Annotated in this window: 4 protein-coding genes; 3 read left to right on the forward strand and 1 reads right to left on the reverse strand. The window is 74.5% G+C overall.

Translation table 11 applies throughout. The features are described from left to right. A partial coding sequence (locus tag RIM90_RS15740) for a helix-turn-helix transcriptional regulator (protein ID WP_309061330.1) occupies window positions 1-386 on the reverse strand: 386 nt, incomplete at its 3' end. 283 nt (window positions 387-669) lie between these two features. Between RIM90_RS15740 and mshB the strand changes: the two genes are divergently transcribed. The 3 genes from mshB to RIM90_RS15755 all read left to right on the forward strand — a co-directional run bounded on the left by mshB (window position 670) and on the right by RIM90_RS15755 (window position 4422). Further along, window positions 670-1575 (forward strand): N-acetyl-1-D-myo-inositol-2-amino-2-deoxy-alpha-D-glucopyranoside deacetylase, encoded by a 906-nt coding sequence (gene mshB, locus RIM90_RS15745; RefSeq protein ID WP_309061331.1) that lies wholly within the window; start codon window positions 670-672, stop codon window positions 1573-1575. Continuing rightward, window positions 1572-1985, forward strand: a complete 414-nt coding sequence (locus RIM90_RS15750) for a DUF6113 family protein (RefSeq protein WP_309061332.1) — start codon at window positions 1572-1574, stop codon at window positions 1983-1985. Before mshB ends, RIM90_RS15750 begins: the two co-directional genes overlap by 4 nt. 193 nt (window positions 1986-2178) lie before the next feature. After that, complete coding sequence (locus RIM90_RS15755; RefSeq protein WP_309061333.1) at window positions 2179-4422, forward strand: hypothetical protein; 2244 nt, start codon at window positions 2179-2181, stop codon at window positions 4420-4422. Window positions 4423-4455 lie beyond the last annotated feature (33 nt).

A 4455-nucleotide genomic window follows, 5' to 3' on the forward strand; every position in this document is an offset into this window, starting at 1 on the left:
GGGTCGTACAGCTGGAGCTCGACCGCCCGGGCCTCCATCTGCGCCAGGTCCCGCACCTTCTTCGGGTAGCGGACCTTCTTCACGTCCTCCTTCATCGCCGCGATGAGTCCCCCGGCGTTCAGCACCTCGTCCGCCGTGTCCAGATACTCGGGCCGGGGGATCCGCCTGCCGCCCTCGATCTTGTAGACGAGGTCCTCGCCGTAACCGACCGCCGCCGCGAACTCGCCGGCCCGCATCCCCGCCGCCTCCCGGCGCAGCTTCAACTGCCGTCCCACCGTGGCCACCACGGCGAGCGCCCAGTCGTCGTGCGGATCCACCTCCCACCCCGGCTCGTCCGTCCGCTCCGCCTCGGTCCTGACCCGCACCGCCTCACCGTTCACCGACATGCGCGCCCCTCCGTAGTGCCGTGCCGTACCGTCACGCCCGGTCCGCAGGGCCCCGGCCGGCAGTCCGTGCAGCACCGGACGAGCCACGGGAGGTAGCCCTGCGTGACGAGGCGATCACTCCTCACGGTACGTCCGGCCGGCCGCGCCGAGTGAGGGGAATCGGGAAATTCGGGAGATCTCCGGAACCGGAACCCTCTCCCTCCGGGTTTCGGCGGCATCGGCGGCCGGGGGAGGCGGGCCGGGGTGCGCGGAGCGCCGGCCCCGCGCCTCATAAGGTGGGCCCATGACGGAACTGCCCTCCCCCGAGTTCGTCGAGCAGGGGGGATCCCCCTCCCGCTCCGCTCGGCGTCTGCTGCTGGTGCACGCCCACCCGGACGACGAGTCGATCACCAACGGCGCGACCATGGCCCGGTACGCCGCCGAGGGCGTCCACGTGACGCTGGTCACCTGCACCCTCGGTGAGCGCGGAGAGGTCATCCCGCCCGAACTGGCCCACCTGAGCGGGGCGGCCCTCGGCCGGCACCGGCTCGGTGAGCTGAAGGACGCGATGCGCGCGCTCGGGGTCGAGGACGCCCGGCTGCTCGGCGGCGCCGGGCGGTACAGCGACTCCGGGATGATGGGACTGCCCGACAACGACGACCCCGACTGCTTCTGGCAGGCCGACGTCGACCAGGCCGCAGGGCTGCTCGCCGAGGTGGTCCTCGAGGTCCGCCCCCAGGTCCTCGTCACCTACGACGACAACGGCGGCTACGGCCACCCCGACCACATCCAGGCCCACCGTGTCGCCATGCGGGCCGTCGAACTCGCCGCCGACGCGGGCTGGAGCGTCCCCAAGGTCTACTGGAACCGCGTGCCCCGCTCCGTCGCCGAACAGTCCTTCGCGCGCCTGCGCGACGACCTGTCCGGTCTGCCCTTCGACAAGGCGGCCACCGTCGACGACGTACCGGGCGTCGTCGACGACGAGCGCGTCACCACCGCGATCGACGGGAGCGCCCACGCCGCCGCCAAGGCCGCCGCGATGCGCGCCCACGCCACCCAGATCACGGTGGCCGAGCCGTACTTCGCGCTCTCCAACGAGCTGGCGCAGCCCCTGTTCACGACCGAGTACTACGAACTGGTCCGCGGGGAGCGCCCCGAGGGCCGGGAAAGCGACCTGTTCGCCGGAACCGGTACGGGGGAGGGGGCATGAGCGGCGACCGGAGCCCCCTGCTCGCCCAGCCGTTGCGCCCGCCCTCCGCCGCGCGGGTCTCCGCCTTCCTGGTGCTGTTCCTGCTCGGTGCCGTGGTCGGCGCGGCCGGGGCGCTGGTGCAGCCCGCGTGGTTCCCGGGCGGACTCCTGCTGGCCCTCGCGGGTGAGGCCGGGCTGTGCCTGGGAGCGGCCCGTGCGCTGCGCGGCCGGGCCGGGGCCGCCGCCGCGGCCGGCGGGTGGATGCTCGCCGTCATCCTGCTCACCACCAGCCGTCCGGAAGGTGACTTCCTGTTCGCCGCGGGCAGCGGTTCCTATCTCTTCCTGCTCGGCGGCATCGCCGTGGCTGTGATCTGCACCACGCTCGCTCCCGGGCGGCAACCGGACGGCGGCCCCGTCCGACTTGGCAAGTGACGTACCGCTTCGCGGTGTCACGGACGTGCGGGTCCGGTGCGGGTTTCCCCGGCGGTCCCGGGATACCGGTCGGATACGGCCAGTATGGTGGTGCGCGCCGCCGAGCCTCCCCCGCACCCTCGGCTTCGCCCGAGCCGGGGGACCCCCACCGTGAGCTCGTGACGGGCGGCGGAGCCAACCGGGAGAACCTGCCTTGAGTCGTGAAACTGACACTCCGTCCTCCGGGCCCGACGGGCGCGGCGGAGCCGCCTACCCGTCGGGCACGCCGCCCTACGGGATTCCGGCGATTCCGGACGAGGGTACGGGCGCGGGCCGTCCGGCCGCGCGACCGAAGGAACGCAAGACCGAGACCACGCTGACGACCCGGATCCGGATCAACATCCCCGGATCGCGGCCCATTCCGCCGGTCGTCGTGCGCAAGCCCGTCGCGGACACGGAGGCCAAGGGCACCACCGACGCCGAGGCGCCGACGCCGTCCTCCGCCGCGTCCACGGGTGCGGCCGAGCCTCCCGCCGAGCCCGATCGGTCCACCGGTCCCGACCGGCAGCCGGCCGAGGAGAAGCCGGCCAGCGACTGGTTCGCGCCGCGCAAGTCGGCGCCGGTCAAAGGCGGTCCGGGCGGTGGTTCCGCCAACGGGTCGGGCACGCCGAGTGGTTCGGGCGCCGCTGCGGCGGGCGGCCCGGCGGCCGGCACCGCACCCGCGGGTGCGCCCGGCGGCGCGCGGCCGGGTGGCGGACGTCCCGGTGGCGTGGTCGGCTCCATGAACACGCCGGGCGGCTCCCGCCACGGCGGCACGAACGGCTCCGGACTCCCCGGCGCGACCGGCGGGCCCGTGGCCCCCGGGCACGGTGGCGGCACCGGCTCGTTCGACGTGACCGAGGCACTGACCGGCGGCTCCGCGGGCAGCGGTACGCGTCCGGGCGCGGGCGGCGGTGGCGGACCGCGCCAGGACGACCCGGCGCACTTCACGGAGGACGGGCCCGGCGGCCGGAACGGACAGCCCGGCGCGAGCGGCCCGAGCAGCGGACCGGGGCAGGCCGGACAACTCGGCCGGCGGCGCCCGGGCGGCCCGAATCAGGGCCCGGCGGGCCCCACGACCGGTCCGGTCACCGGCGACGGCCCCATGGCCCCGCCGGCCGGCCCCGGCGGGCCGGCTCGCCCCGGCGGCCCGGCCGGCCCCGGTGCTGCCGGTGGGCAGCCCCACCCGGGCGCGGCCTTCGACGGGCAGGGAGGGCCCGGCGCCCCCGGTGGCGGCCTGAGCGACGACACCGCGATCCTCACTCCGCAGCAGCCGGTCCCCGGGCCGGGCACCCCGGGCTACGGCGCCCGCCACGCCAACGTCTCCGGGCACACCGTCACCAGCGGCATCCCGGTCGTGCCGCCGGGCGCCTCCTTCGACGCCGGCGCCCCCGCCGACGGCCCGCTGCGGCACACGCCCCCGAAGCTGCCCGAGCCGGTCTCCCCGCCCCCGGCGAGCTCCTCGAAGCCGCCGAAGAAGAAGGGGCGCAACAAGGTCGTCCTGCTCGGCGGCGCCGTGGTCGTCCTCGCCGGTGTCGCCTACGGCGCCGGTCTGCTGATGAACCACTCCGACGTGCCCAAGGGCACCACCGTGCTCGGCGTCGACATCGGCGGCACCCGCGACGAGGCCGTGAAGAAGCTCGACCAGGCCCTCGACGACCGGCTGGACAAGCCGCTGAAGCTGTCGGTCGGCGGCAAGACGGTCGAGCTGGAGCCGGACAACGCGGGTCTTCAGCTCGACACCGACGCCACCGTCGGCGAGGCCGCCCGGAGCGACTACAACCCGGTCTCCGTGATCGGCTCGCTCTTCGGCAACCACCGCGTCGTCGAACCGGTCATGCCCGTGGACGAGGAGAAGCTGCAGGCCGCCCTGGAGGACGCGGTCGGCGGTTCCGGCTCGGTGGTCGAGGGCACGATCGAGTTCGAGTCCGGCAAGGCCGTCCCCGTCTACCCCAAGGCGGGCAAGGGCATCGACGTCGCCCAGGCGGTCGACGTGGTGGAGGAGGCGTACCGCACCCAGGTGGAGACCGGTGCCTCCGCCCCGGTGAACGTCCCGACGACCACCCGGCAGCCCGAGGTCTCCAAGGCCGAGGTCGACCGGATGATGAAGGAGTTCGCCGAGCCGGCGATGTCGGCCAACGTGACCGTGCAGACCGACGCGGCGCACTCGGTCCCGATGAGTCCGCAGAATTCGCTGTGGAAGTTCCTCAGGGTGGAGGCCGTGGACGGCAAGCTGGTCGACAAGCCCGACCTGGCCGCCCTGAAGAAGCTCTACGGCCAGGCGTTCGACGACGTGCTCATCACCCGGGGCAACGGAGAGAAGACACCCGTCACCCCCCAGGACGTCTACGGCGCCCTTCGCCCGGCGCTGACGAGCACGACCGACCGGGTCGCGGTCATCGACACGGACCCCAGCTGACGCGACCACCGCGCACGGCACGTGAGAGCGGCG

Origin of the sequence: Streptomyces sp. (assembly GCF_031181555.1) — a bacterium.
Taxonomy (GTDB): domain Bacteria; phylum Actinomycetota; class Actinomycetes; order Streptomycetales; family Streptomycetaceae; genus Streptomyces; species Streptomyces fimbriatus.